The following is a 24,234-nucleotide window of genomic DNA, read 5'->3' on the forward strand; positions in this document are numbered from 1 at the left end:
ATATAGAAGGAGGCGAGCATCCACCATGATCATCCATACTCACCACAAGCGCCTAGTGACTATAGCCTTGTCTGCACTGCTTGTGCTAGGAGCGACTACCCCCGTTTGGGCTGATAGCAGCCCCTCCACGCCTGTACTAAATGTGGGCAAGGTGAGCATGACAGGAAGCAGTTATTTTGAGTTGCAACAGATTCATCTTCAACAGAATGCTAGTGGGAAGTTAGCGACATTTACGATTACCATCCATAACGAAGGCAGCAGTGAACTGCAATTTATTGATTATTGGGCGCGTCTGAAAAGCAAGTCCGGCAAGCAATTCTCCGTGCGATTACTTCCGGCAGATAAGGATAAGAACCGGGTAGCTCCCGGTTCAACGACAGATGTGACGTTTTATGCAACGGTAGATACGAGTACGAACTTACAGGATCTTGTTGTGCAATTTATCAAGTGGGATTTCAATCAAACGAATTTTGAACGAATTTTAGGTGAGGTAGCCGTTCCTGATGATTATACGGATGTAACACCTGCCGATTTACCATCTGTGATTGCGGTTGGTGGAACAAACGTGAAGGCTGCGGTTACAAAGTTTGTCAGCAACAAGAATGAGAAATATCATGTTCCTACGGTGTATGTAAGCTTGGAGAACGTTGGAAGTCATACCGTAACCATTCCTGCGTACCTGTTCTCAATCCGTACTTCAGAAGGCTTAATGTATCCGATGGAAGCCAAAGGATTGAAGGATTTGCAAATTAATCCAAAGGAAACCAAGGAAATTCAGCTTTCTGGTTCGATTCCAGTTGCTGTTGCTGCAGGAGCTTGGCAATTAGCGATTGCAGAAACGATTGTGGACTTGAAAATGAATGTCGCGGTTGCGAATTTCCAGCTGCCGACCGTTTCTCAGTCTGAAGGTGGCTCCGTTGGTAAAGCATATACCTTCACCAATAAATCAGGTGTATATACGACCCAGCTGAACGGTTTGCACAGATTGCCGTGGGAGGATCAAGACATACTTACAGCCGATTTAACGCTAAGCAATAACGGAGATGAATCACTGCCTATCCCGAAATTATCCGGGTACTTCTTATTGGATGACGCAGTGAAAATCGATGCTAAGCTTATCCAGACAGCTAAAGTGATTGGGTTGGCAGCGGGTGCAAACGTCAATTTGCAAATTGCAGGCAAAGTACCCTATACGTACGAGTTTTCCAAAATCAAATTAGTTCTCCAAGAGAATGAGGGAGAAACGCCAGCAACGGGAACAGGTACAAGTACGGGCAGTTCGACAGCAACGGATGTGCTGGAGTTCTCCACACAAGCTGAACTTCAAGCCATTCCTTTCATCGGTATGGGGCAAACCTATACGTCGAATGATATCGGGCGAAAGGCGAAGTACGGAATTCGAAACGTATCGACCTATGAGGATAAAACGAATATCATGTACTCCGCGCTGGTAGAAGCCACGAATTTGGAGAAACGGTTCACGAATGTAGCCAAGCTCGTTGCGAATTTCCGTTCATCGGACGGTACTGTATTCCCGGCAACCGTTGTGGAAGTGAAGAACAAGGTTAGCCCTACTGGCAAAGCGTTGCTCAATGTTTGGGCATCGGTTCCTAAGGGTTTCGCCACGACGAATATGAACTTGCTTCTAGGAGAAGCGGTCACGGAGGGCAAACTGTCAGAAGGTGAGAAGTCCGTTCCAGATTCCTATGTGAATCCAGTTGCCTATTGGCTGCCAGACGAGAAAACCGATGTAGCAACAACACTTAAAAATGTAGACTTGTTCCCATATACGATCTCGATCGATAAAATAGGAACATCTATTGCGGACGGCGTATTTACGTTGCAGTTCAACTATGAGTTAACCAAAGAGAAAATGACGGAGATTAATACCGAAGGTCATAACTTGCTAGTCGTTTTTGAAGATGGCGGCGGGATTAAGCGATTTGAGAAGAGATTTGATTTCAAAGATTTCGATGTCATTAATGGAGATTCAACGGCAGATGAAGATGCGAAGATTCGTTTGGGTAAGCGAGATAATTTCAAAATAACCATTCCAGATCCTGGTCTCATTTACAATACTAAATTTTTACAAAAGTACACACTCAGCATCTATGACGAATTCCAAGGTCAAAGAAAGCTGCTAGCCGCGCAGAAAGCGGATTGGTTTATTACGACCGATTAATGGTTGAGTAGTAACGAAACAACAACTGAACGCAGTCAAGCGCTCTTGAATGAGGATATTCTTTAAATTTTCTGTGCTTCAGGCGAATAACTGGATTTTCTACAGTTAGATTTTTAGTTTTGCCGATTAAACGTAGAATAGATGGAAAATGTACAGCTAATTTAGTACAAATGTCCTTAGCAACTGCGCACGGAACAAACAAATTCGAGTGATAAGAACCGTCAGGAAAAAATATACCTGACGGTTTTTATTGCTGCGAATAAAGGTGACTAATCTTGGCAAGGATGTTGGTAGTTTTCTTAAAGATGATGGGAGAGCCAATGAAATTTGAACTGGGTCGTTGCTTATTACAAGAACGCTTGGCTGAGCACGGAATGGGTAAGGAAGAACTGGCTCGAGCCCTGTTTTTTAAGCCTGAGCGGATCGTTGACTATATGGAGAATAGGAGAATTATGCCTTTGCAAGTGGCTATTTCCGTTGCAGATACCATAGGTTGCCAAGTGAGAGACTTGTATGAGTTGATTGAGGTGGGCGCTGGCCCAACTTAGCACAAATCCCACCCTCCGAAATAGGAGAGTGGGATTTATTCATTTATTTTTATGAGGAGGAGTTTGTAAAAATAATTTCAAAATCTGGCACGAGGGAATTATCACTGCTGTATCTCAGCTTTTCCGTTGCGTCAGCAATATAAGTAATAACGACAGGGAAAGTTGACGTATGTTCAAATATGAAGTCATACGTATTGCTAGAACTAGATGTGCTGTTCCTAGAGAGGTAACCATTCTGGTTGCGGGCAGATACCGAATACATTAAGCTACCAGTAATGTTTTGGCCAAATACAAGGCGGTAGTTGTCTGTACTCGCAGATTGTGTTTGATAATAGGACGTTACAATACCCATGCCATTAATAATTCGGCGGATCGAACCTTCCGTAAGTACATTACCATGTGCAACGTAGGCAGATTCCAAATTGGTTACAAGATCCAGAAAGTTAAGCCCAAGTATGCTTGGCAGATTGCCTAAAGTAAATAACAGTCCATCTATAATGCTCAGTGTACGATTCGCGACGGATTGCTCAATCAAAGCCGCTTGTCTATTTACTGAAATTTCGGTTGCAATTGGTATATCTGTGTGGCTCACTCGAACCGTTAAAGCCTCGATCAAGAGAGGGCTTGCCAAAGCTGACTCCAAGACTTCAACACTGTATACACCGCCACCTAGATTTAGGAAGTTCGAGAACAAGGAAGAGTCGTATAAACCTCTAGATTCCCCACCGACGATTGCTTTGACATCCTGTGAAGTAAGCCCTGTGTTCCCCTCGTTGTATAGATTGGCAACTTTGAATGTCACGACCACATTAGAGCCTGCACTATTCAAATGTTGGCTTATCAATTGAGTAGCATAGACAGTTGGATTGTAACTTCTAATAGAGAAGCTAGGTACCTTAATAACCAGTTTGTTCAATTCTGTACGACCGAAGGGACTGCGATCTTCCATAAATGTATCCAAGATTACTTGTTTGACATACTGGAAGTTGGTAGTATCCGTTTGGTAAACACCCATAGTGGATAATGCATCTTTATCCAGCGCATCCCAAATTGTAGAATTGTCATCGATATATGCGTAGAGTGCTTCGTTAAGAGCAGCGGTAGAGGTGTACTCACTAATAATATCTTGTAGTAAATTAGAAATTTGATAGTTTTGTAAGCCCACGAATTCGCCGCGCTTTGCTATGATTGCTCTTTTGTAATTCTCAAATGCACTATCCACGATGTTGCCGACGCACGTATTCTTGAAAACTTCCAAGCTTAAAGATGAAGTTCCTCCGCTTGCTGCATAAGCCTGTACAGCACTCAGTGCAGAATCCGTATCTACAGCCTCCAGTTCCAGTGTCTGACTGATCCCAGATAACGGGTTTGTTGCTGTGAGTGTAAAATGTCCAATCCCCGTAACACTTAGGTTCCCCTGTTGGGAAATTGTTGCAATCTCACTTGGTTCGATGTGCCAGACAATATCCTTATTCGTCGCCGTGAACGGCGCAATAATTAAGGTGACTGTACTAGAACTACGGGTAGGGATACGAGTAGAGTTCGTATAAATACTCATGCTAATCGATGTAACAGGAATTCCTGGACTAGGTGTCGTTACGGATAACGCTTCACTTTGGATGACTGTTCCACGAAGCGAAAGATCCGAAAGTGTATACGTTGTCGAACTCTCGCTGCCTTCAAATACGATTTGGTAGGAGCTGCTGTTCGGATCGTAGGCAAATGAAGGGAAAGTTTCGGTGTTGCTTAGGTTGATTTCTTCGTCGTTAATTTTAATTGTAAGGTCGTCCGCTGTATAACCTTGTAGTGGGACTCCTTTAGCGTTCTTCATGCTAAAACTGAGAGTTACACGCCTCGTTCCGAGCCCTTGTTGAAGCGGTGTTCCTACCCAGTTGGACAATTCTGTCGACGGCAATGTGTCATTGATGGCCTCTTGCATTTCAGTCTTTGTTAGAAGTTTATGACTGCCGCGCTGGAAGGCCAGCTCCATTAGATTCTCAGCTACAGCAAGCTGTGAAGAAGAGGAAATGCCAGTTAGCTGATAAGCACTGAGGATGGCCTCAGCGTTACTATTGAGCACTGACCAGTCATAAGGGCTATTGTTAATGCCCGACATTAACGCTCGATGAATGATTGGCGCGGTATTCGCAGTATCCACCCAGCTCTGTATGTTTGCAACAAAATCTTGTCCACTTGGGGCTGAAAGCAGCTCGTCCTTAACCATGGAGAGTGCGATTTGATACAACTCGAGCTGTGCCCCGTCTATGTTTTGAATGCCTGCGCGTATGAAATCATATTTGGTTATCCACGCCATGTTCGCAAGAGTTAAGGCGTTGCGGATATCCGACAAGACCTTTGATAAAGATTTATGCACATTAATCGTTGCTGATGCTGTAGAGATATTGCCAGCAGAGTCAACGGCATACAGGATATAGTCCCCTGGAGGCACTGATGTTAACTTCACTGAAGCTTGCCCGCTTGTCGAGGCGAACACACTTGAAACTGTGTTCTGGGTAATTTCTCCTAGTACGCGTGTTGTTCCTTCTGGCACCAAGTAAAGCGTGGCGGACTCATTTAATGTGGCTGTTACATCATGTAGATCTAGTTCAACGACACCCGTAGAGACAGCAGTTAGGATAGGTGGTACCGTATCGTGCTCCGGCAATAATCTGACATTCGTCAGTTGGACTTGGCTAGTGTTGGAATAGCTATCCTTTTGAATTGTCTTCTCCGATTGGCTAATAAAGTGAATCGGACGGTTTGGAAAATCTAAATTGCCATAGGAATTGATGTTTTCGGCTACATAGATGGTTGATACATCTGGATTAGCAAGTGCATTTCCTAATCCTTCAGCGTTGTTTACAAATGCAGTGAGATTGCTTGTGCCATCGGTGATAAAGTAGTTTTCTTGAAATACTCTAGTAATAAACCCGTTAATCCCCGCAAGACCCTCTACCATGACTTTATTTGGAAAGCTGCGAAGTGCTGTTTGGAGATTCGGCTCATTATTGCCAAGTGCAAACATAAATTCGCCAGATCGTACCCTCGGATATGGTTGTAGGTATGCAACTGTAAAGCCTGGCGCAGTCAATGTAATGTTGGAATTAGACGCTGAGAGCCATACACTCCGATTGAATTCGTATGGGCTGGTTAGATGTATATCATTGAGCAGTAGGATAGAAGGAATGTTAGTATCGGCTAGAGCTAATAGTAGATCTTCTTCAGTCTGAACGGCAACACCGTGAAACAGATAATAAGTAGGATTCGAAGTTTGCCCTTTATTAACAAAATAGGATGGTATCTGATGTGAAACATAATCTCCTTTTTCAAAGGTAAGGGTATAGACTGCATTTGCAGGGATATTGATAAATCGGTAATCTCCATTAGCATCTGATGTGACTGTTTGTAGATAACTGCCGGTATTTGCCCTTAGTGTAACAGTCACATTAGGTATCGCCGGGTAACTCAAATCATAATCACTATCTTTAAGATTACCTGTTATTGTTCCCACAGGTTGAAACTCTAGTGTACCAATGCTGTTAAGATTCGGTGTAACCGTAATTGCAGTTAGCGGAAGCTTTGGCTGATAGTCTGCAATAGCAATCTCTTGAATGGTATAGCCCACAGGCAGATTATAGAATGTGAATTGCCCGTTTTCGTTTACATATGCTGTGTAACTAGTTCCTGGAATTGTAGCTTGTGTATACGTTATGATCTCACCGGTTGTAGATCTGGCGTAGCCCTGCACATTAGCAGTTTGACGCGCAAGGCCAACAGAGACTGGAGAATTCCCAGTTTGCAGAACATTCACAGATATGTCTTGCCCTACATAATTTTCCGCTGATATCTGAAGCGTATGACTGCCAACAGGAAGGTTATGAATTGTAAAATTGCCAGAATCATCTGTGTATACCGTTATTTCGGTTCCTTTGACATGGATTTGTACGGATGCTAGGCTGCTTCCCGTAGTGGAAGTTATATTGCCTGAGATAGAAACTTTAACCTTCTTCAGGATCACATTGCCAAGCTCCTTGGTTTGACCTGGAGTTAAATCAAAGCTAGGTACCGTTGCCGTCTCATAGGTATCTTTGGTAACGATGAGCGTCGCGCCGATGCGCGGTGTCACATCGCTGAACGTAAATTCTCCACTTTCGTTCGTTGTAGCCGAAACGCCATCAAGTGAGACTAGGGCTCCGCTAACGGAATGTCCGTCCTCGTCAATAACAGTTCCGTTCACTATGCCTTTAGCAGGAGAGAGTTTGATAGTTCCGGCATCGTACACATGTTCTGAAACGTTAATACCTGGGATAAGTATAGGTTGGAAACCTTCCTTTGTTATATGTAGTTCAGTTATCCCCAAAGGTATGTTACTGAGAGTAAATGACCCATTATTATCTGTCGAGATGTGATAAGTACTACCAGTGACGCTAACTAAAGCATCGCGAAGAGGTTGATTATTGTCTGATGTAACGACACCTTGAATGCTGCCCGTCAATTGTGGACTATCTGTTTTGGCAAGATGAATGGAAGGTATGGGAGTTAGGTTGTCTTTTGTTACGTTAAACGGAAGTGTAGTAAATGGCGTATAGGTATCCTTCGTTACGGTGAGGCTTTGTTCGCCAGTCGGTACTTGGCTAAAGATGAAAAATCCAGTAGAACTGGTATACCCAGTCAAATGGGTAGTGGGGTTATCGATTGTAACAAATGCCGACGCCAGTGCCACATTATCAGGGCCATACACATAGCCAGAAACGGAACCGTAGGTAGGGGATTTTCTCAAAATCATATTGGGAAAATTACGAGTGTCTCCACTTTGCATATTAAAAACTTCTGAGGCAATCGAGTCATAACCTACCTTGGTAACTTGAACCTTTGTCTGATAAGTAATGGGAACATCGTTAAATTGAAATTGACCAGACGCATCAGTCAGCATTTCCAAACTAGTTCCATCAATCTTAATCGTAGCCCCACTAACCGCGGCCCCAGTTTCATCAGTGACGAAGCCTGTAACGGTTCCTAGAATAGCCTGATGATTACTAGGCTGAATTTGGCGTAACAAATTGCGAATATCAGCTTGATCAAAAATATTTTTCCCTGTAATCGTGCGCATGGCTTCTTCATTTTGAATGGTTTTTAACACATCTTGAACATCAACGCCGTTATTGTCTTGATCGAGTGTGTAGCTGGCAAGTACCGATGTCGGCAACGTGCTAGACAGCAAACAAATGCTTATAAAAATCTTTAATTTTCTCATATGTATATCTCTCCTACACCTATCTGTTCCTAGTTCTTTAGATACACAAATCGTATCATAAATCGGGATTTATTTGTTGGTTTTTGGCGATTTTTATTAGGTTCTAATTAAAATTTGCTCCTCAATCGAAGAGGAGTACCTGTACGAACAAAAAGGGCTAAGACTCACCATCCGGTGACTCCTAGCCCTTTCCCATTTCATATTTATACCGTAACAGGCATCAACTGCTCATGCTCATCATTGCTGTTATTCTCAGTCTTTTTACGTGTAAGGAAGTAAACACTCGTTAGAATCAAGGAACCAACTAGGTAGATACTCAAGTAGCCCACCTGATGCCACATGTCCGTGTACTGACCGCTAGAGATAACATAACGGAATCCTTGAATCGCATACGTCATAGGCAGCCAAGGGTGTAAGGCTTGGGCCCAATCCGGCAAGAGCTCGAGTGGATAAGTTCCAGCGCTTGAAGCTAATTGAAGGATCATCAGCAGGAGTACGACGAATCGACCTGGTTGATCCAACCATGTGACGAACATTTGGATAATCAGCATGAAGGTTAGGCCGACGACGAAGGTAAAGATATAGAACAACGGAATGCTCTGTACTTTCAAATCTAACACATAGGTGAGGACGGTCGTTGCAATTCCAGCTTGGAAAATACTCATTAGACTAAAAGTAAGAAGCTTGCTTACCAGTAATCGAAACCCTCGTGCCCCTGGCGTGAATGTACTTCTGGCAGCATAGATCGTCGTGAACACTAGCGAGCCTGCAAACAGCGCCATGGATATGAAGTAAGGAGCAATGCCGTTCGCGTAAATCGCAACTTTGCGATCGTCATTGGCAGTAATCTTCACAGGCTCTGCTAACATTTTAATCGTGTTGTCATCGGCTTTGACAGCAGCGGTTTGCTTCGCGGCATCGTTCAATTTCGTGGCGAGTTGTCCGCTGCCATCAACCAACTTCGGTGCACCTGCGTCAAGCGCAGTCGCACCTTCATTCAGCTGCGCCGCACCGCTGGCGACCTTGTGAATTCCTGTGGTCATTTGCGTCATGCCGCTGGCTAGATTTGAAGCGCCGGTGCTGACTTGCGCCGCACCGCTTTCCAGCTTCGTGCCACCAGCAGCTAGCTGTGGCAAGTTCGCATTGAAGGTGTGCAAGCCATCAGCGAGCTGCTGCCCACCGGTTTGAAGCTGCGTTGCTCCAGCAACGAGCTGCTTGTTGCCGTCACGGAGCTTCTCAGCTCCGGTGACTAGCTTTTCCGTGCCCGAAGCGACAGACTGCCCTCCTGTAAGGAGCTTCTTCTCGGCATCGTGCAGCTTTTTGTTTCCTTCTGCGACGCTCTTGCTGGCCGCCAGGAGCTTAGTTACTGCCTCATTCGAAGCGAGATCAGGATGCGCGGCGACGAAGGCCTCAAAACCTGAGGCGAGCTGTGCAGAGCCGTCTTCTAACTTATCACTAGCGCTTAGGGCTGACGTAAGCCCCTCAACTAATTGTGTACTGCCTTTGGAGGATGAGGCTAATCCAGAAGCCAACTGATCGGCTCCCGTTTGGGAGGCCTGCAATCCCGTAACTAAGGAAGAAGCGCCTGCTGCTGATTTCTGAGCACCTTGTTCAAGCTGTGCGCCTGCGTTTTGCAATTGGCTTACCCCGCCAGCCAAAGTAGCTGCACCTTTGCTAACTTCCGATGCGCCTGAGCTTAGGCTAGCGGCACCTTTTTGTAACAAGCCTGCACTGTCATCGAGTTGCTTGGTACCATCCGCAAGAATGACCAAGTTGGATTTAACCTCATGGATCCCATCACTTAGCGTTTGTGCGCCAGCCTGAAGATCGGAGGCCCCCTTTCCTGCTTCACCGAGTCCATTCGAAATCGTTTCGAATTCAGAGAGAATACTCGTTGAATAAGCTTCTGTCAGCGTTTTGGACAACTTATTTTTTAACTCTTTCGTTGCGCTCTCCCCGATTTGACCGGCGACAAAATTGTAATAGCTATTGGATTCGAAAATAATTTCTGCCTGCTTCGGTGTTGAGCTCGTAATGGATGCTGCATCTGTTGAGAATGTGGGGGGGACGGTAATCGTCGCATAATAGTGGTTATTTCTCATCCCCTGAGCTGCTTCTTCGGCACTCATAAATCCCCACGAAAAGTTGTTGTTTTCCTTCAGCTCATCGATAAATTCCTTGCCTACATTTCGTGACTCGCCTTGGAAGTCCGCGCCTTGGTCCAAATTGACGACCGCGATCGGCAGTTTCTCCAGTTGGCCATAGGGGTCCCAAGTTCCTTTTAACAAGAATCCACTATATAAAATAGGAACTAAGGCGACAGCTACGAATGTAATAATCATCATAGGGTTCCTAATAAAGCGGCGAAATTCAGATGCAAATACGCTTAATATATTTTTTTTCAATTGCAATGCTCCTTTGCTTATGACAATCGTCGTTAATGATGTTCCCTTAATCTAATCATTTATTCGAAGATGTAAGATTTCCATCTAGGGTGACTCGGCAAGTTGAATAGGATTACTGTATAATACCACTGACCGATGATAAAATATATTTAAGTTTATTTTATTAATCTAAACAATTAATTAAGGATGGATACCTTTGAATATTATACAGCTTCAGTATTTCGTGGATTCGGCAGAGTCGGGCTCGTTTACAGAAACGGCCAAAAAGCACGGGATAACCGTTCCCGCCGTCAGTCAATCCATCAGTCAATTAGAGAGTGAATTAGAGGCTACGCTTTTTACCCGTTCCAAAAAAGGGATTGTTCTTACACAGGATGGGTTTAAGGCTATGCAATATGCACGTACGATACTAACCAATGTCCGCAATATGCGAAATGAGCTCTCTAAATCCAAACCAATCAACACAGGCAATATCGTCATCGCTACGATACCCGGCATGGTTTCGTTGGTAACAGACACCACGATTACATTTATGGGAATCTATCCTCATATTAATGTTCAACTTTTGGAGGGGGATAATACAGCGGTTATGAATCAAGTTATGAAAGGGGAGGCGGATATGGGGTTCGTTTCCTTGTCGCGCGAAAGTCAGGATGATTCTTTCACCTGGGAGCCTGTGATTCGCGGGGAAGCGGTCATTGTGGTGAATAAGCAATCACCTTTGCGGTTTCTACCTGCGATAACGGGCTCCGACTTACATAATGAAGTGTTGGTTATTTATAAAGATGCCTATATTGAGCGGATTGCAGCGGAATTAATTGCTGGGGATTCAGGCAACCGGATTGCCTTGACGACTAACAACACCCAAGCCATCATGCAAATGGTTAGCCGCGGCAATGCCATCACCATCGCGACAGATTACATCGTAACTACGATGCCTGATAAATTCAAGAACGGGGTCGTTGCTATACCGATTGGCAAATATCGCAAATACCCGAATTATCTTTGGCGCATTATGAAGAAGGATGTTGAAGTGTCTGAGATTATTAAGGAGTATACGCAGCAATTGTATGCGAATTTGGAGTGAAAGTGATGAACTCCTTCTATGTTTTTTATAACGTTTACGTTATAATATAACTAAAAGGTTATAATGAGTGTGAGATTGATTAAAATAACTGTAGGGGGATTTCACACTGGTGATTAAATACAAATTCATTTTCACACCTGAAGTAGAAGCTTTCTATAAGGAATTATTAGTTCGTAAAAACAGTGGGGATAAGAATGCAAAAATCATGTTTGAAAAGATCAACTATTGCATGGCACGCGTTGAGATTCAGGGGACTCGTGCTGGAGAGAAGATTATTAAAAATCTTAAGGGTAAAGAGAACGATAATTTGTATGAATTACGTCCCTTAGATGAACGGATATTTTGCTGCTTATGGGATGGTAACAACTTTATTTTACTTTCACACTACAAAAAAGATGATAATGAGACCGACCCCATTGAACTCTCAAAGGCACGTCGTCTTCGAGATAAATGGATGCTGGAACATAAAGTCACGAAAACCGAGAACTAAGAGAGGAATGATCTAAGTGAAAACATGGGATGAAATGTTTCAAGAGATGGATCCGGAAAATCAAAACGAAATTGAGGTCATTCGGGAACGGGCTACTATGGTCACAGAACTAATTGCAATTCGTGAACATAAAGGTTGGACGCAAGAAGAGCTTGCTCGTAAGGTTGGTATGAAGCAATCGGCGATTGCTCGGTTTGAGAGTGGTTCCACAATGCCGCGAATGGATACAGTCCTAAAGATAGCTAGAGCCTTAGGTGTTAAAATGACATTTATGCCTCTTAACGCGGGAATGGAACAAGCAGCATCAGCTAATCTGGGGGCATATGCTTATGCGAACCTGTAAGTTGATAACTGAAAATAAGAGGGATGAATCAGGGGAGCTAGTTAATGACAATGTTATTTGAGGCAAGCCACCATATTCCCCTTCTTACGTCCTGTTTCCGCATACCTATGAGCCTCGGCCATCTGTTCCATTGAAAATAACATCATAAGTCCGGCCACTTTTGGTAAAATCCTCTTATCCCAAACATGATATAATCAGCCTATAGCTGAAGTAGAAGCAGGACAAAGGGGATAGCCATGCCATGAGTGTAATTCGTTTGGAGAACGTTACGAAGAAATATGAGGACGCGATGATTTTTCGCGATATTTATTGGAAGGTAAGTCAAGGTGAGCGAATCGGTCTGATTGGGCGGAATGGTGCGGGGAAATCGACGGTTTTTAAGCTAATTATGGGTAAGGAAGAACCGACGTCAGGCAAGGTAGAAGTAGATCCTGGGGTCAAAATAGGATACTTCTCACAATTCTCAGAAATGACCGGAAGTTTGTCCGTTCAGCAAGAGTTGGAGGGGTGTTTTGAGCAGGTTGCTCGAACTGAACGCGAGTTGCAAGAGGTTGGCGAAAGGCTCGGAACCGTCACGGATGACGGCGAGATGGATAAGTTGCTGACGAGGCAAGCTGAGCTGTTTGAGCAAATGGAGCATTTGGACGGATGGAACGTGTCTGTTGAGATAAACACAGTTCTCACAAAGCTTGGGTTTACCGAACGGTCGCGTCATCAACCTGTCGATGAGTTGTCGGGCGGCTGGAGAAATCGTGCGGCGCTTGCCAAAATGCTCATTGAACAACCTGAGATTGTCTTGCTGGACGAGCCGACCAATTACTTGGATATCGAAGGGATTGCATGGTTGGAGCAATGGCTCTATCGGTTCAAAGGCGCGATGATTCTGATTTCCCATGACCGGGAATTTATCGATAAAGTGGTCACGCAAGTCATCGAGATCGAGAACTATCGTTTTCAGGAATATGAGGGCAATTACACCGACTATATCCGCAAAAAGAAGATGCGCAAAAAGGAGCTCGACCGCCAATTTGAGTGGGAAGAAGAGCTGCTCCTCATGGAATCGGAGGCGATTGATAGTCGCGCCAGCAAGAAAATGTCCAAGGACCGTCTCTCCCGTCAGCTAGCTGATAACAAGAAACGGATCGAACCTCACCCCGTCAACGTGCTGATCACGGATATTTATGAGCGACTGCGGTTTCCGGACAAGCTGTGCGAAGTGAAAGCGATCGGTCAGACGTATGAGGAACGAACTATCTTTCAGAACATTAGCTTCGATATTCAAAAGGAAGACCGCCTAGTCATCGTAGGCCCGAACGGAAGCGGGAAATCCACGCTCATTAAGGTGCTTACGGGACAAGAAAAGCCGGAGTTCGGCGAGGTGATCTGGGAGAGAGGCGTCAGCTACGCGTATTTTAACCGGATGTGGGAAGAGCTTAATCCGAAGGATACCGTTAGCCATGCGGTGAATACGTACGGCCTCGGACTGGATGCACCGCGGAAAAAGGTGAACAAATTCCTCGCCATGCTGCAGTTTTCGGAAATGGATCTCAGCAAGTTTATTGGCAACCTCTCCGGTGGCCAGAAGGCTAGGGTCGCGTTAGCAAAGTGTCTTCTCTCAGGCGCCGCGGTCATCATTTTGGATGAGCCGACGAACCATCTCGATCTTATGAGTATTCAGGTCATGGAGCAGGCGCTGATTCATTTCCCTGGCGCAGTCATTACGGTTAGCCACGATCGGTTCTTTATTGATAAAATCGGTACGAAAATGCTGACGTTTGATCCGTTGTCAGGGGTCACTGAGCAGAATTTATAAGTGAATAGATGGATGCTCCAATTTCAAATAGGGGTGTGCCATAACGTTATTTACTCCACAGGCATGTTTTACGGAAAATTAGCGTTACGTAATAACGTTATTGCGGGTAAAATGAGTGAGTTCAGCTATTTATCCTGAAATAACGCTGTGCGATAACGCTATTCTTCCGAATTCTCTACTAAATAGGCTAATAAGATGGTTTCATAACGTTATCTTGTGAACGAGCCTCTGAGTCATTTTGCATTAATTCCAAGAAAACCGATAGGAATTAATTAAAAAATCATTGACATAAGCGGCAATGCCATTTAAGATATGTTTACATTGAGATTCACACATGTCGTATGCATCTCAACACAATATGGATTTGTGATCTACTGGACAGCCAGAGATTCAACAGGAGCAGAAGTCATTGCTCTTCGTTGTGTCTCTTTTTTTTATCTTCTGACGCTTGCAAGGAGGGTTACAGCGAAGAGGGAAGTCAACTGGCTAGCAATTGAGTTACTTACATTTTACATGGAGAGGGATGTTCAAACATGGTTAACATTGGACGATCAAAAATTAAAGTATTGGCCATACTCGCAGCGATTGCTGTACTTATTGCCATCTATGCAGTCACGGTATCTGCTTCAAAGAATACAGACGATAATGGCGTGACTTCTGTTGCGTCTACACAAGACACTTCAGCACCGAAAGTGGAACCTGCCGCACAGACTGCTGCTGCTGTAACCGCGGTTGCTGAAACGAAGCCGCAAGCAGATGCAACGCCAGCTGTAGAAGTGCCACAGACACAAACCGCTATTGCAACACCAGCAGCGACAACTACGCCTACAACTAGCACTACAGCAACTACTGCTGTGAACACGAAGGCGCCTGAAGTAAAGACAGCAGCGGTAACTACAGCAGCTGAACCGAAAAAGGAAGAAGTCGTGACGAAAGCGGAAGAGCCTAAACCAACAGCCGAACCGGTGAAGAAAGAAGAGCCTAAAGCCGCAGTTGCGGAGACGCCACAACCTGCGCAAGTGAAGCCAACAGCTACACCAGCACCTGCCAAAGCAGCTGCAACGCCTGCACCTGCTGCGCAAGATGAAGAGAACTGCGATATCGAAGAAGAGGGTTGCTAATCGGAATCGCAATCAGACAAGAGAGAGAACAATCGAAACTAACATAGAGGAGAATACCATGACTACATCATCGACGACGAAAAAAGCCGTAACGCTGCTCTTGGCTGCTACGCTCGTTTTCCCTTTTTTACAGACGAACCAAACAAGCGCGGCGACATCAGCAGCCCCACTCAACAGCACTTATACAAGTTATTTTAACCAAAAATATGATAATCTCGTTGACGATAAGAACGTTTTTAAAACAACAACCTATCATGAACTGGATTACTTACTAGACTCCGATGGAACCTATGCTTTCCTGTTCGGTGGTGCTTGGAGTCAAGATACACAATCCGTAGTCGGATATATTAATGAAGTCGCGCAAGCGAAAGGAATCAAGGCCGTCTATAACTTCGATACGCGGTTAGATGGTGCAGATCCAGCAACGGATATCGCTGATTCTGCTAACAATCCAATCTCGAGACGTTACGTTGACTTGGTTAACAAGTATTTGACAAATCTTAGCACGCAAATCGATGGTTCAGAAAGTGTTACATACAGCAATGACGTGACGTCAGGCAAAGCGCCGAACGTAGTTACCAAAACCCTGACGGGCACAGCTCAAAAGATTCAAACCCCTTACTTATTCGTGTATAACAAAAATAACAAAAATGGCTCTGACAACGCGCCAATCATTGCTTCTGTAGAGGGAATTGATGCTCTTTTAACGGATGGTGTTGTGGATACAAGCAAAGCCGATGCATATAAAGCGAAAGTTAGCGCGGCATTCGATGCAGTTCCCGCTAACCTGAAAGCAAGCTTGCAAGCAGACCAAACAAATAACAACTATATTGCCTCTTCCTATAATGAATTCGCGGGAGAAACGATTTTTGGCGAAGCGGATAAAGATATCGTGCTTGATCCTGTAACCTATGATGAGCTTAATGGTGTGTTGCAAAGCGAAGGGAACTACGTGTTTCTATTCGGTTGCTCCTGGTGCCCTAATACGCGCGCAGTTGCGAAGTATGTCAATGAGTATGCGAAGAAATACAATGTAACCAAAGTATATAACTGGGATACGAAGCTAGACGGAGGGATTGGCGGAACGCCAGATGTGCCAGCAGGAACGGATAGCAGCAATTTCCTTCAAATTAGAGCCACTGGAGCAGCATTTGCCGATCGTTATGTCGATCTAGTCAATACTTATTTAACGAACATCGAAACGCTTTATGCGAAAGCAAGCAATAATGTCAGCTACAAAGACCCAAATGGTACCGAGCATGTAGCTAACAAGCTGCAAGTGCCTTACTTCTTTATTTACAACAAGGATCATAAGGATGCCCAAGGCAAACCAGCCCCAATTCTTGATCATGTGGAATTAATGTACACGTGGAAGGATATTCAACCTGATTATGAACTGAACGGGAAAAAAGGTGTGAATTACAACAACTACATTGAAGCACTTGATCGTGCTTTCTCCGAACTGCAAGGTGCGGCTAACCAAGCAGCCCCTACAGGACTGACAGGTAAAGCTCCAAAATCAGATACGAGCAAAGATGGTCAAATTAGTGGTACATCTACAGCTCTTGAGTACAAACGTGCAGAAGACAAGGCTTATGCACCAGTAACTGGCACATCCCTTACAGGACTTGCACAAGGCACTTATTATGTGCGAGTTGCAGCTAAAACGGGCTTTAAACCAAGTCCGTCTACGATCATTGATTTGAATTTGGAACAACCTGCAGCACCTACGGGACTAGGCACGACAGCAGCAGTAACGTCATTGAGCGCGGATGGCAAAATCACAGGCACAACCGCACAGTTGGAATACAAACTTTCCGGAGCTACGAAATACACGGCAGCCAAAGCGACCGAAACGACAGGCTTATCCACAGGTACTTATCAAGTTCGATATGCAGCCAAATATGGATATAACCCAAGTCCAACGACGGATGTTGTAATTACGTACACGAACTCTGGCTTTGCAGATGTAGCGGATTCAGCCTGGTATGCTAAAGCGATTAATTTCTTAGCAGCAAATAAAATTGCCGGCGGCACGGATGAGAATCATTTCAGTCCGAACGACAAGCTGACAAGAGGACAGTTTATTACGCTACTATTAAAAGCATATGGCATTGCGCCGGAAGAGAACGCGAAAGATAATTTCGCAGACGCAGGCAATACCTACTACACGCCTTATTTGGCAGCAGCCAAACGTCTTAACATTGCAGGTGGTGTTGGCGACAACCAATTCGCGCCGAATCAAAGCATCTCTCGTGAGGAGCTGTTCACACTATTGCATCGCTCGTTAGGTGTACTGAATAAGCTTCCGAAGGGGAATGGGGCAGCGACATTGTCTAATTTCTCAGATGCTGGGCAAATTGCAGGATTTGCGCAAGAAGCTTTCAAGTCATTTGTTGAGAGCGGAGTCCTAACGGGAGATAACGCTAAACTTAACCCGCAAAGCCTTTCCACGAGAGCTGAAGCTGCTCAAGTGTTATACAACTTACTTAAATAAGAGGTGAAATGGGTAGCCGCAAGGCTGCCCATTTTGCCCATTAGGGTGAACAAGATCATGGGAGGAGAGGCGAATTGGATTTCATCTTGGCATTTTCAGCGGGGCTGCTTTCGTTCATATCCCCTTGCGTTCTTCCGCTCATTCCTGTGTATTTCAGCTATATCGTAGGCTCTTCTCTGCCTGATTTGGTTACAAACAAAGGCAGGAGTCATGTCGTCTACAAATCCTTGTTTTTTATACTGGGGTTCTCCCTTGTGTTTATAGGGCTAGGCATTTCCGTGAGCTCAATCAGTAAAATATTTACGTCCAATTTATCGATCTTTAGGCAGATTGGCGGCGTGGTTATTATGCTATTTGGGCTTCATATGACCGGGATATTTAAGATTAAACTGTTGTATTCCGAAAAAAGGCTCCTAACTAGCGGCCCATCTGTGAGAAAAACAGGTCCGTTCCTAGTCGGCATGGCTTTCGCAATAGGATGGACGCCTTGCATCGGCCCCATGCTATCTACGATCCTCATCTATGCGGGCAGTATGGAAACCATCCAGAAGGGCGTCCTTCTGCTCACGGCTTACTCGCTTGGTATGGCGGTGCCTTTCGTACTTTCGGCCTTTTTAGTCGAACATCTATCCCGATTGTTGAAAAAGGTTGCTAAATACCTGCCCATCTTTTCCGTCGTCAGCGGTGTCATGATGATCTTTATGGGTCTTCTCGTATTCACGAACCGAATGGAGATGATTAATCAGTCTCTTTCCTTTATAACGAGCACATATAGCATTAGTGAACAAGCAGCAGTGCAATCCTCCAGCTTGCAGCCAGCGGCTCCAAATACGGAAAGCACAGAGGAGACTGCAACACCGAATGCGTTATTACTTAACGCGCAGGAGCGGGAGAGTGCGATTGACTTCACGGTAACGGATTTACACGGTGAGCGGGTGACGTTAAGCGATCTGAAAGGCAAGAACGTGTATATCAACTTTTGGGCAACTTGGTGTAAATGGTGTATTAAAGAAATGCCGGATATGGAAAAGGTTTATCATGACTATAAAGATGATAATATCGTCATGCTGGCTGTTGATGTCGGAGAAAGCCATGATAAGGTAACGGCATATCTGAAAGAACATCCCTATTCCTTCCGAGTCGTGCTTGACCCTGATAAGAAGGTCACGCAAGCGTACAAACTTCGCTCGATTCCAGTTTCCATCTTTGTCGATAAGCAGGGACGAGTCGCCTATAATCGAGTAGGGACATTAACAGAGGATCAGATGAGGACTGTCATTAAGGGGCTGTTGGCTGAGTAGAAATTATCCTAATAAGAACACTTGATCCCATTCGGATGTACATGTTACAATTTTAGGAAATAGAAGAGAACTGGTGGGATTTCACGATGAGAATTCAATTAGAAGGTATCACGATGTTATCAAAGGATGTTGCACGGTTGGCCCGTTTTTATAAGGATGTGCTTGGATTTCATATCGTGGTGGAAGAAGCGGATTATGTCGAATTTACTAATAGCGGTGTTCGTCTAGCCATTTGCTCGACGCCACTTATGGCGGATAATACGAAAGATCATCCTTCGTTTCTAGAAGAGCGCAAAGGACAATCTTTCGAGTTCAATTTTCAATGTGATTCACCGGAAGAACTGAATGCTCTTTACCAGGAGTACGTCGCCAAAGGGGCTACAGCAATCATGGAGCCGATGGTAAAGTCTTGGGGGCACGTTACGGCCTTTTTTGCTGATCCGGATGGGAATATCCATTCCTTGTTTGCTGTTAATCCTGAATCAGTGTAAGTCCAAGAACGCATCAGGGTAGTTTCGAATGTAGGCAGCAATGCCACGTTGAGTGATCGCAGAAGCTTCTAATAGAGCTGCATAGAGCGGTCTGACATCCGACATCATTTCGGCGTCTTGCTCAAGATCCGTTGTAGATATATCGAAAGCAGCGATATTTCTCGGATGGTTTCGCTGTCGAAGGATCGACTCCATCTGCTCGATGAGCGGCAGCGTGGCGCGGTCCTCGAAAAAGCGCAGCGCACGATACAAACCTGCCCATCTCGCTGGCTGAGCGAGGAAATAAGCGCTCCACCAATAGAAGTCAGCTTGTGATTTAATAACATGGGTGTGATAGACGTTGAAGGCGAACAAGGCTTGTTGGCCTGGTGTAAGCTCTTGAAATAAACCGGAGACGAAATCCTCGCCTCGGGTTTGAATCTCTTTATAGGCGAGGATAATCGGTTGGAAACAGGCCGTTATAAGTGCCGTGTCTTCTATAAGCGGAAGAGTATCGTGGCTCATGTTTACTTTAATGCAATATCACTCCTTTGCTTCTATTATATTTGTGAATCCCAGTGCGAATGATCATCTCTGCGAGGAGTAAATTTGGCAGCCAACAGATCCAAGCGATGACGCCGAACGTATCGTTGGTATCTGTAAGCCCCCAGAACACGGCAGCTAGCGGTATCATGATGCGGAGAGAGATCGCTGCGCAGGACAAGGCGTAGTTTCGCAACATCCATTGACCATGCGCGCGCGGGTTGCGATCAGCGATGATGCTCTTGAGGCTTTGATACAGTGTGTACAACCACATGACCGAAAGTGCCCCAAAGCCAAGCTGAGCACTCAAGCCACCGCTCGTATAATAGGCCATGTAGAGACCTGTCACACCTGCTATACCAATCATCATTGCATAGACATAGCCAATTGCGCGATGGACATTCGGCGCTCGGAGCCGAATCCTCTTCATGAATTGCAGCCAACCAATGCCGAGCGCAATCCCACCGGAAACAGCGTGAAACCATAGCACGGTATACCAAAGCTCAGGCATGGTCCCTTTCGCGGTAACGAAGCCTTGATCATGGATATCGTCGGGGTTGCTGTATAGTACCAAGGCATATGCCGCGATCCCGACGGCTAGGAAGGCTAGAATACCAAACAACCAATTCCGTCTTCTTCTTCGGTTTCTCTTCACTTCGCATCCCTCACAGCTTATCGAAATTCTTGTTAATTCGATCTTACCACTCAGGGGGTTATTTCCAGAAGCGACCGAGGTCGGAGCGGGAGCTCCTCCTTAAGTCGGGGATTGGTTTCGGGCACCCTGCTATCACGTTTACGCCAAGTCTAGCTCCAAAACCACCGGACAATGATCACTCCCTAGAATATCACAGGCGATCGATGCCTCCGTGATGTTAGGTGCTAAGCGCGCAGATGCGAGGAAATAGTCAATGCGCCAGCCGACATTCCGAGCACGAACGCCAGGCATATTGGACCACCACGAATACACGTCAGTTCTCTCTGGATATAGGTGTCGGAACGTATCGAGAAAGCCTGCGGCTAATAAATCCGTCATTTTGCCCCGTTCTTCGAGGGTGAAGCCGGAATTGTTATGATTGCCTTTGGCGTTTTTCAAGTCGATTTCATGATGAGCCACATTCAAGTCACCGCAAACCAACACAGGCTTGATCGCATCCAAACCGACTAAGTAATCGCGAAACCGGTCTTCCCACTCTAATCGATAGGGCAGTCTGGATAAATCGCGCTTAGCATTGGGCGTATACACGGTTACGAGGTAGAAGTTCTCGAATTCCAAGGTCAGAATGCGACCTTCAGGCTCGGAATCTTCTTCTATACCGTATCGGACAGAAAGTGGTTCCACTTTCGAGAAAACAGCTGTGCCGGAGTACCCTTTTTTCTCCGCATAGTTCCAATACTGCTTATAACCTTCACCTAGATCGAGGTCAATTTGCCCCTCTTGCAACTTCGTTTCCTGCAAACAGAATAGATCCGCATCCACCTCTTTGAAATAATCCGTAAACCCTTTATTCACACAGGCTCTCAAGCCATTCACATTCCAAGACACTAGTTTCATTGTCGGTCTCCTTGCTCTATTTATGATAATTACCATCTAAAAATCAGTGTACCATATGTTCGCGCCATAGTATTGCATATCACCGGACCCGAATCCTAGGCGTGCGGAGTCGCCGACGCATGGCGGCGGTCATAACCCACGTTAAATTAGCTGGATTTTATGAAGTTAATTTCAATATATTTACCTAATTCAACCTAATAAATGGATTTTGTACAGCTAAATTTGACTCTGGTGGCTGTAATGGCGAGTTCGGCTCATATTAGCTGTATATTTTCCATCTAAACTCACTTTTTCCGAGAATTCACGAGAAATAGCTGTAGTTTATACAGGTAAAGTTTCCCCCGGCAGCGGCCTGTCGACTAAATACCCCATTATAAGACAAAACCATACCACTTCATCAGGATTATTGATTTAATTTCTCTTAAAGCAGGTGCTATACTTTATATATCCTACTAAACGTATCGGTTTAATACTACCCCATGAAAGCGAGGTCCCCCATGACCAAAATATATAATAATTTAACAGAACTCGTCGGCAATACACCGCTACTGGAACTCTGGAATTTCAATAAACGGCAAGGGCTTGAAGCGCGAATTGTCGCGAAGTTAGAGTATTTCAATCCGGCGGGCAGCGTGAAAGATCGCATCGGTTATGCCATGCTGAAGGAAGCAGAACGGAAGGGGAAAATTAATAAGGATACTGTCATTATCGAGCCGACAAGTGGAAATACGGGCATAGGCCTGGCTTTTGCAGCAGCAGCCTTGGGTTATCGATTAATCATTATTTTACCGGATTCATTCAGTGAAGAGCGTCGCAAAATTGTAAGAGCCCTAGGTGCAGAGCTTGTCCTCACGCCAGCTGCAGAAGGGATGCAGGGGGCTATTCGCAAGGCGAAGGAACTAGCAGCTGGGCTGCCTAATGCCTATATCCCACAGCAGTTCAGTAATCCAGCCAACCCTGAAGTTCATCGCACGACCACCGCCGAAGAAATTTGGCGAGATACGGGCGGGAAGGTAGATATTTTTGTAGCAGGCGTAGGTTCAGGTGGCACTATTACGGGGGTAGGAGAGATTCTGAAACAGCGGCATTCGGATGTTCAAATTGTGGCTGTTGAGCCTGCGGGTTCTCCTGTGCTGTCCGGCGGCGCACGTGGTGTGCACCAGATTCAAGGGATCGGCGCAGGTTTCGTGCCGGAGAATTTCAACCGAGCCATCGTGGATGAAATCCTCACGGTTAGCAATGAAGAGGCCATGGAGACGGCGCGCCAATTGGCCAAAAGCGAAGGGCTTCTCGTCGGTATTTCCTCTGGAGCCGCAGCTTTTGCCGCAGCTCAATTAGCGAAGCGACCTGAGAATAAAGGGAAGACGATTGTCGTCATCCTACCGGATACAGGGGAGCGTTATTTGTCATCGGCGCTGTTTGCCGAGCTCGAATAATGATACGAATAGAGCCGAATAGACCGTGAGAGGTAGCGAAAACGCACCTTTCACGGTTTTTTGTATGTTGAAATCTAGCACAATTCATTCCGCACAATATGACAGTAAAATATGTATTGAAAACAATTATCATTATCACTATAATAAGAATGAAAATCATTATCATTTATAAATTGGGGGATTCATAATACAATGAAGCAGGCATCCATAAAAATAGGTATGGCCGTACTTTTACTCTCGTTGACTGCCGCTTGCGGTCAAGGGACTTCAACTGAAACAACTGCATCACCAGCAGCGAAAGCAGCCGCAACGGCAGCGCCAACAACAGCCGCAACGGCGGCACCAAAGGTTGCGATTGATGAAGCGAAAGCAGCTGAGCTTCTTGCTCAGTTCAAAACACCAAACCCAGCTAAAGTCGTCACCGTCTCCGTAGGTATCTCTGAAATCCTCAATGAACTGGGTGTAATGCCAGTCGGTGTACCAACAACAACGAGCAAGATGCCTGCCGCTTATGCGAACGTAACCAAAATCGGCAGCTCACATGCCCCTGATTTGGAACAAATCGCTAAACTTACGCCAGATGTCATTGTTTCGCCAGCATCTATTAAAGATAGTCTTGAGAAGAAATTCCAACCGGCGAAGCTCCCAACTGCGTACATTCCGGTAGATTCCTTAGAAGAGTTGAAGCTTTCTACCGTCGTCTTGGGTCGATTGTTCAAGCAAGAAGCGAAAGCAACGGCATTGCTTGAGAAAACAACAACCGAAGAAACAGCAGCACGGGAGCTTGGTAAAGGTAAAACAGCTCCGAAAGTTCTTATTCTTTTCGGATCGGCAGAGTCCTTGATGTTCATGAACGAGAACACGTTCACAGGCAGCTTGGTGAAACAACTGGGAGCGTCCAATGTCGTTTCCGACGTCCTTAAGCTGAAAGAAGCTTATGTGCCTTTGAACATGGAAAGCATTGTAGCTGCGAATCCGGATGCAATTTTGCTAGTAGCCCATGGCGATCCTGCGGCTGTAACGAAGAAATTAGAAGAAGACTTGAAGAAGAACGGTTCTTGGGAGAAGTTGAACGCGTTCAAGAATGGTAAGGTGAAACCGCTAGATTACAACCTATTTGGGATTGCATCCATCGTGAATGCTCCTGCAGCTTTCAAAGATCTAGCGCAAGTATTGTACAAATAAGCGCGGG

Annotated in this window: 17 protein-coding genes; 12 read left to right on the forward strand and 5 right to left on the reverse strand. The window is 45.2% G+C overall.

The window, feature by feature from the left end; genetic code table 11:
- The first annotated feature begins 25 nt into the window (after positions 1-25).
- Both AC58PV_RS28965 and AC58PV_RS28970 read left to right on the forward strand, forming a co-directional pair.
- Complete coding sequence (locus tag AC58PV_RS28965; RefSeq protein ID WP_497436251.1) at positions 26-2,182, forward strand: hypothetical protein; 2,157 nt, start codon at positions 26-28, stop codon at positions 2,180-2,182.
- A 320-nt stretch (positions 2,183-2,502) separates the two neighbouring features.
- On the forward strand, positions 2,503-2,730 hold the full coding sequence (locus AC58PV_RS28970) for a helix-turn-helix domain-containing protein (protein ID WP_497436252.1): 228 nt from the start codon (positions 2,503-2,505) through the stop codon (positions 2,728-2,730).
- Between the two features lie 49 nt (positions 2,731-2,779).
- Here the strand turns inward: AC58PV_RS28970 and AC58PV_RS28975 are convergent, their stop codons facing one another.
- Both AC58PV_RS28975 and AC58PV_RS28980 read right to left on the reverse strand, forming a co-directional pair.
- Positions 2,780-7,984: a carboxypeptidase regulatory-like domain-containing protein gene (locus tag AC58PV_RS28975; RefSeq protein ID WP_497436253.1), complete on the reverse strand. Its 5,205-nt coding sequence runs from the start codon at positions 7,982-7,984 to the stop codon at positions 2,780-2,782.
- A gap of 203 nt (positions 7,985-8,187) precedes the next feature.
- Entirely contained in the window at positions 8,188-10,389 is a 2,202-nt protein-coding gene (locus AC58PV_RS28980; protein ID WP_497436255.1) for a YhgE/Pip family protein, read from the reverse strand.
- A gap of 196 nt (positions 10,390-10,585) precedes the next feature.
- On the opposite strand from AC58PV_RS28980, the gene AC58PV_RS28985 reads away from it, so the two are divergent.
- The 8 genes from AC58PV_RS28985 to AC58PV_RS29020 all read left to right on the forward strand — a co-directional run bounded on the left by AC58PV_RS28985 (position 10,586) and on the right by AC58PV_RS29020 (position 19,532).
- A complete protein-coding gene (locus tag AC58PV_RS28985; RefSeq protein ID WP_497436256.1) occupies positions 10,586-11,476 on the forward strand; it encodes a LysR family transcriptional regulator in 891 nt (296 codons plus the stop codon).
- Between the two features lie 109 nt (positions 11,477-11,585).
- Positions 11,586-11,966, forward strand: a complete 381-nt coding sequence (locus AC58PV_RS28990; RefSeq protein WP_497436257.1) for a type II toxin-antitoxin system RelE/ParE family toxin — start codon at positions 11,586-11,588, stop codon at positions 11,964-11,966.
- 16 nt (positions 11,967-11,982) lie between these two features.
- On the forward strand, positions 11,983-12,309 hold the full coding sequence (locus AC58PV_RS28995) for a helix-turn-helix domain-containing protein (protein WP_497436259.1): 327 nt from the start codon (positions 11,983-11,985) through the stop codon (positions 12,307-12,309).
- Positions 12,310-12,550: 241 nt separating this feature from the next.
- Entirely contained in the window at positions 12,551-14,122 is a 1,572-nt protein-coding gene (locus AC58PV_RS29000) for an ABC-F family ATP-binding cassette domain-containing protein (protein WP_497436262.1), read from the forward strand.
- Between the two features lie 533 nt (positions 14,123-14,655).
- Entirely contained in the window at positions 14,656-15,243 is a 588-nt protein-coding gene (locus tag AC58PV_RS29005; RefSeq protein WP_497436263.1) for a hypothetical protein, read from the forward strand.
- A 58-nt stretch (positions 15,244-15,301) separates the two neighbouring features.
- On the forward strand, positions 15,302-17,740 hold the full coding sequence (locus AC58PV_RS29010) for an S-layer homology domain-containing protein (RefSeq protein ID WP_497436264.1): 2,439 nt from the start codon (positions 15,302-15,304) through the stop codon (positions 17,738-17,740).
- Between the two features lie 74 nt (positions 17,741-17,814).
- On the forward strand, positions 17,815-19,041 hold the full coding sequence (locus tag AC58PV_RS29015) for a redoxin domain-containing protein (RefSeq protein ID WP_497436265.1): 1,227 nt from the start codon (positions 17,815-17,817) through the stop codon (positions 19,039-19,041).
- 86 nt (positions 19,042-19,127) lie between these two features.
- Positions 19,128-19,532 (forward strand): VOC family protein, encoded by a 405-nt coding sequence (locus AC58PV_RS29020; protein WP_497436267.1) that lies wholly within the window; start codon positions 19,128-19,130, stop codon positions 19,530-19,532.
- Here AC58PV_RS29020 and AC58PV_RS29025 read toward each other — a convergent pair.
- From AC58PV_RS29025 to AC58PV_RS29035, 3 genes are all read right to left on the reverse strand, one after another.
- Positions 19,524-20,036 (reverse strand): hypothetical protein, encoded by a 513-nt coding sequence (locus AC58PV_RS29025; RefSeq protein WP_497436268.1) that lies wholly within the window; start codon positions 20,034-20,036, stop codon positions 19,524-19,526. The genes AC58PV_RS29020 and AC58PV_RS29025 overlap by 9 nt on opposite strands.
- A gap of 7 nt (positions 20,037-20,043) precedes the next feature.
- Positions 20,044-20,709, reverse strand: coding sequence for a DUF2306 domain-containing protein (locus AC58PV_RS29030; protein ID WP_497436269.1), 666 nt, complete (start codon positions 20,707-20,709; stop codon positions 20,044-20,046).
- A gap of 138 nt (positions 20,710-20,847) precedes the next feature.
- Complete coding sequence (locus tag AC58PV_RS29035) at positions 20,848-21,606, reverse strand: exodeoxyribonuclease III (protein ID WP_497436271.1); 759 nt, start codon at positions 21,604-21,606, stop codon at positions 20,848-20,850.
- Between the two features lie 497 nt (positions 21,607-22,103).
- On the opposite strand from AC58PV_RS29035, the gene cysK reads away from it, so the two are divergent.
- Both cysK and AC58PV_RS29045 read left to right on the forward strand, forming a co-directional pair.
- Positions 22,104-23,042 carry a cysteine synthase A gene (gene cysK, locus AC58PV_RS29040; protein WP_497436272.1) on the forward strand — a complete coding sequence of 313 codons (939 nt, stop codon included), beginning with the start codon at positions 22,104-22,106 and terminating at the stop codon, positions 23,040-23,042.
- Positions 23,043-23,234: 192 nt separating this feature from the next.
- A complete protein-coding gene (locus AC58PV_RS29045; protein WP_497436273.1) occupies positions 23,235-24,227 on the forward strand; it encodes a helical backbone metal receptor in 993 nt (330 codons plus the stop codon).
- Positions 24,228-24,234 lie beyond the last annotated feature (7 nt).

The organism is Paenibacillus sp. J22FR83, assembly GCF_059691955.1.

Excerpts from the sequence above, each read along its gene's own strand:
- AC58PV_RS28975 (WP_497436253.1), bottom strand. The coding sequence starts at position 7,984 with ATGAGAAAATTAAAGATTTTTATAAGCATTTGTTTGCTGTCTAGCACG.
- AC58PV_RS29010 (WP_497436264.1), top strand. The coding sequence starts at position 15,302 with ATGACTACATCATCGACGACGAAAAAAGCCGTAACGCTGCTCTTGGCT.
- AC58PV_RS29045 (WP_497436273.1), top strand. The coding sequence starts at position 23,235 with ATGAAGCAGGCATCCATAAAAATAGGTATGGCCGTACTTTTACTCTCG.
- AC58PV_RS29000 (WP_497436262.1), top strand. The coding sequence starts at position 12,551 with ATGAGTGTAATTCGTTTGGAGAACGTTACGAAGAAATATGAGGACGCG.
- AC58PV_RS28970 (WP_497436252.1), top strand. The coding sequence starts at position 2,503 with ATGAAATTTGAACTGGGTCGTTGCTTATTACAAGAACGCTTGGCTGAG.
- AC58PV_RS29005 (WP_497436263.1), top strand. The coding sequence starts at position 14,656 with ATGGTTAACATTGGACGATCAAAAATTAAAGTATTGGCCATACTCGCA.
- cysK (WP_497436272.1), top strand. The coding sequence starts at position 22,104 with ATGACCAAAATATATAATAATTTAACAGAACTCGTCGGCAATACACCG.
- AC58PV_RS29035 (WP_497436271.1), bottom strand. The coding sequence starts at position 21,606 with ATGAAACTAGTGTCTTGGAATGTGAATGGCTTGAGAGCCTGTGTGAAT.
- AC58PV_RS29025 (WP_497436268.1), bottom strand. The coding sequence starts at position 20,036 with ATGAGCCACGATACTCTTCCGCTTATAGAAGACACGGCACTTATAACG.
- AC58PV_RS29020 (WP_497436267.1), top strand. The coding sequence starts at position 19,128 with ATGAGAATTCAATTAGAAGGTATCACGATGTTATCAAAGGATGTTGCA.
- AC58PV_RS28965 (WP_497436251.1), top strand. The coding sequence starts at position 26 with ATGATCATCCATACTCACCACAAGCGCCTAGTGACTATAGCCTTGTCT.